Annotated in this window: 3 protein-coding genes; 2 read left to right on the top strand and 1 reads right to left on the bottom strand. The window is 30.0% G+C overall.

What is annotated here, in order from left to right:
- Positions 1-726 precede the first annotated feature (726 nt).
- Positions 727-1,386 (top strand): winged helix-turn-helix domain-containing protein, encoded by a 660-nt coding sequence (locus tag SOR60_RS04860; RefSeq protein ID WP_320595368.1) that lies wholly within the window; start codon positions 727-729, stop codon positions 1,384-1,386.
- A gap of 291 nt (positions 1,387-1,677) precedes the next feature.
- Here the strand turns inward: SOR60_RS04860 and SOR60_RS04855 are convergent, their stop codons facing one another.
- The gene (locus SOR60_RS04855; RefSeq protein WP_320595367.1) at positions 1,678-2,700 is read right to left on the bottom strand and encodes a PTS transporter subunit IIC; all 1,023 of its coding nucleotides are present in this window, start codon (positions 2,698-2,700) and stop codon (positions 1,678-1,680) included.
- Between the two features lie 301 nt (positions 2,701-3,001).
- Between SOR60_RS04855 and SOR60_RS04850 the strand changes: the two genes are divergently transcribed.
- Positions 3,002-4,165 carry a M20 metallopeptidase family protein gene (locus SOR60_RS04850; protein WP_320595366.1) on the top strand — a complete coding sequence of 388 codons (1,164 nt, stop codon included), beginning with the start codon at positions 3,002-3,004 and terminating at the stop codon, positions 4,163-4,165.
- Positions 4,166-4,343 lie beyond the last annotated feature (178 nt).

The raw sequence follows: 4,343 nt of genomic DNA, 5'->3' as shown, positions 1-4,343 counted from the left end.
ATATTAGAATGAAATAGTAAATATTGGACTAGGATAATTTACACAATATTATGGACTTGACTAATAAAATGACACTAAAAGGTATAAAATAATTAAAAGATATATTTACAAGATATATAGATATTAGAAAGATAGGAAACAATGAAAAAATAAAATTTAATGAGTGTCTAATAAAGGCGAGAAGAGGAGTATCCTAACTATGATTTTGATTATATGCTTATTAGGATAAATGAAAAATTTTATTATACTATTGACTTGATTTCTCTAAGAATATATTAAGAAAGATTTGATTTATTTTGATACATAATAAGATAAGGTTTTTATTCTATAAGTTGATAAGATAAAGATAAGTTCCTTTAACTTAAGTTGATATATTTAGTCAAGTAGTTAAAAATATTATAAAAATCATAGCGAATATATTCTTATACTTGATAAAAAAGTTAAAAGATTGGACAATTCCTCTAACTATTATACATATAAATAATACTGAAAAACTAGGTGTGGATGATTAAGAATATGTAAGAAGCTAATAACTTTACATATAAATTATTAATTGTATCTTAAAGATTAAGGATAGTTTTTTTAAGCTTTTATTGAAAAAATATGAAATGATAATGAATTTTTTCGCTAAATTAATTGAATTAAAGACCTTACAATTATATAATTATTTGTATACGGATAATTCTATTTAAAATTAAACTTTTATGTTTATAGATTGGAGAGACAATGAAAATAGCATCTATGGAGAATGAAAATGGAATTTCTAATTTGCTGAATTCTAAATTTGATGAGAATGAAGTTGTCGTTAAAAGGTATGAAAATTATGAGGATATTATCTTAGAGGAGGATCTATCAGAATTTGACCTTATTTTGGTTGATATGACTCACACTAGATGTATAGAATTAATTCAATACATAAAGCAAACAACTGATATACCTGTTATATATCTTACTAATAGGTACAAAAAAAGTCCTTATGAACAAGAATTAGATGATAAAGACTTTGTGATTCATTCTTACTCAAGAGAAGAATTTGTGAAATTTACCTTAAAGAAGGTAGAGGAGATTAACAATTCTAAGATTATAAATTTTGGTTTTTGTTCGATAGAAGTTGATAATGGTATTTTTAGGATAGGCAATGATATTTTAAATCTAACTAAAAGTGAAATCAACCTTTGTATCATTCTTATTAAAAGAATGGGAAATCCTGTTTCTAAGGAATTAATTGTAAAAGAGATGGCAAAGATGGGTATAGAAACGACTGATAGGTCGGTTAGAGAACATATCAGAAAGATTCGAAAGGAATTCAAAAAAGTTAAACTTGCCCCAATTAAGACTGTAAGAGGGGAAGGATATACTTGGGTTTTGGAGTCTTGTGAGTGTTAGCATATAGGTTTGAAACTAAGTAAAGATAGTATTTTTCTACTTAATAATTTAGTTTTTAATTACAGTTTAAAAACAGTATTTAAGTTTTAAACTGAAGCTTAAAAACCGGGATAGGGATTAATAGCTTCAGTAAGGACTTGATACTGTTTTTTTATTTCTTATAATTATATAAAGAATTATTTATAAAAACCAAAAGCGGTATTTCATAAGAGAAAAAATATTTTCAAATATTTTCTTAGATTAAATTCCAAAAACTCTTGTCTTATATTGGCAAGAGTTTTTGCTTTCTTATTACTTAGAAAAATCAAGTTTTAAGTCTCCTTCTTTTATCCATCCTAACTTTCTTACAAAATAATCAATTATAAGAGAAACAATGGCAGGTAGTATTATATGCATCAATAAAACTATTGATAGAAGAGTGAAAAATGGAGTTGAACTCATCTCTGTAAAGGTTGATATTTGACCAACCAAGCCACAGGTTCCCATTCCAGCTCCTATTGGGGAGTTTTCAAGTTTAAATACAAGAGTAGATACAGGCCCAAGTATTGCAGAAGCAAGGGTTGGTGGTATAAGTACTCTCGGATTTCTCATTATATTTGGCATTTGAAGCATGCTTGTACCAAGCCCTTGTGCAATCAAACCTTCCATCTTATTTTCTCTGTAAGATATTACAGCAAATCCTATCATTTGACAACAACATCCTACTGTCGCAGCACCAGCGGCAAGGCCTGATAGAGATATGGTCATACAAAGAGCGGCAGATGAAATAGGCAAGGTTAGGACAATTCCTACTATGACTGAGACTATAATTCCCATAATAAAGGGTTTTTGTTTTGTAGCATCCATTATTATAACTCCGATTTGAGTCATGAACTTTTGGATGACAGGTCCTACAAAACTTGCAATTGCAACTCCAACCAGAACTGTTACAACTGGTGTTATAACTATATCAATCTTAGTTTCTTTTGAAACAAGTTTTGCTACTTCAACGGAAATTAAGCTTGCTATGAATACTCCCATAGGCCCACCCAACTTGTTAGAGGCTATACCAACAATAGTTGATGAAAATAAAATCATTCTGTCAGCCTTTAGAGCATAGGCAATTGATACAGCTATTGCAGGACCTGTAGCTTCTTGTGCAAGTGGCCAAATTGTTTCGGATAAGAATTTTATATTAAAAGACTGTCCTATAGTATTTAAGATTGTTCCTACCAAAAGTGTTGCAAAAAGACCAAAAGCCATAGCTCCCAATGCATCTATAAAGTAGACTTTTGCTGAAAGGCTTATACCTTTTTTTTCTAAAAACTTTCTCATTATATTCCTCCTAAGTTTTTATATATTAAAATTATTTTATAATATATTTTATTTTTTGTAAATATTCTTAAAATATGGCGAATTTTTTTTAACAATTAGACTAATTTGTATTTTATCAAACGATTATAATGCATTAAATCCTTGCTAATTTATATTTTAAACAAGAAGATTTTATACATATAAATATTATTAATTTTATCTCTGATTATTAGTAATTATTTTCAGAAATGGGTATAAGAATATAGGAATAAAAATCTCATCATTTGATGTCTTTTTTATTTTGAAAAGAAAGGATGTTATTATGAAAGATTATTTTAAAGAAGCAAAAGATCTAAAAGATCAATTAATAAAAGACCGTAGACACATTCATGAAGATCCAGAACTTGGATTAGAATTACCAAAAACCAAGGCTTATGTTAAAAAAAGGCTAGAGGACTTGGGTGCTGAAGTTAAAGAAATTGGGGAAAGTGGTATACAAGCGACCATTAAGGGGGAAGCAGGTGATGGAAAGACAGTGCTTATAAGGTGCGATATGGATGCTCTTCCTATGGATGAGGAAACAGGACTTGATTTTTCATCTAAAAATAAAGGGGTAGCCCATACTTGTGGTCATGACCTTCATACAGCTATTGGACTTTCTACTGCAAAACTTCTAACAGAGCATAAGAAAGACTTCAAGGGTGAGGTAAGATTCATGTTCCAACCTGCAGAAGAAATCTTTAAAGGCTCTAAAATGATGATAGAAAATGGAGTGCTTGATGGAGTGGATATTGCTTTAGCTCTTCATACAAACCTAAATCACAAGGCAGGCTCAATTTCTTATTATGAAGGATATATGGCAACTAGTTGTGATAACTTTAAAATAAATATAAAGGGTCAAGGTGGTCATGGTGGTTATCCTCATACTACAAAGGATCCAATAAATGCAGGTGTAATAGTATATCAACAATTTAACCAACTTATAAGTCGTGATGCGAATCCATCAAAGCATACTACCCTAACATTTGGACAATTCGCTTCAGGCTCAAACTCTAATATAATTCCTGATACAGCTACACTTCAAGGAACTATTAGAACATATGATCCAGAAATTAGAAAAAAACTTCTTAAAAGAATGGATGATATCGTAAAGGGAGTAGCTAAGCTTACAAATTGCCAAGTAGACCTTGAGTTTTTTGCAAGTGTTCCAAGTCTTTACTCAAATCCTGACCTTACAAAAGAACTTGTAGGATATGTAAAAGATTCTTCAGATGTAGAAATGATAAGCAGTGAAAGACTTATGGCAAGCGAGGATATGGCCTTTGTTTCAGAAAAAGTTCCAACAGTTTATTTCTTGCTTAACTCAAAAGTTGAAGGAAATGAATTTTCTCATCATAATCCAAAGGTAGACTTTTCAGAAGATGCTATGCCTATAGGAGTAGGCTTATTCCTAACTTGTGCTATTAATTGGCTAAATAACAATTAAATTTTACAATATCTGACCAGCCATAGGGCTGGTTTTATTGTAATTAGAATACCCCCGGTTGGACCGGGGGTTCAATTTAGCTTTAGCGATGAAAAACAAATAAAAAAATACCTCCGTGTTAAAATAAATTTGTGGTTTACCAAAACACAAAATAACAGGAGGTTTTTTATGAATTTAA

The organism is Anaerococcus porci (assembly GCF_034090325.1).
In the GTDB taxonomy this organism is placed as follows: Bacteria; Bacillota; Clostridia; order Tissierellales; family Peptoniphilaceae; genus Anaerococcus; species Anaerococcus porci.
Note: the sequence above shows the minus strand (reverse complement) of the source record. Positions and strands in the feature narration are given on the sequence as shown.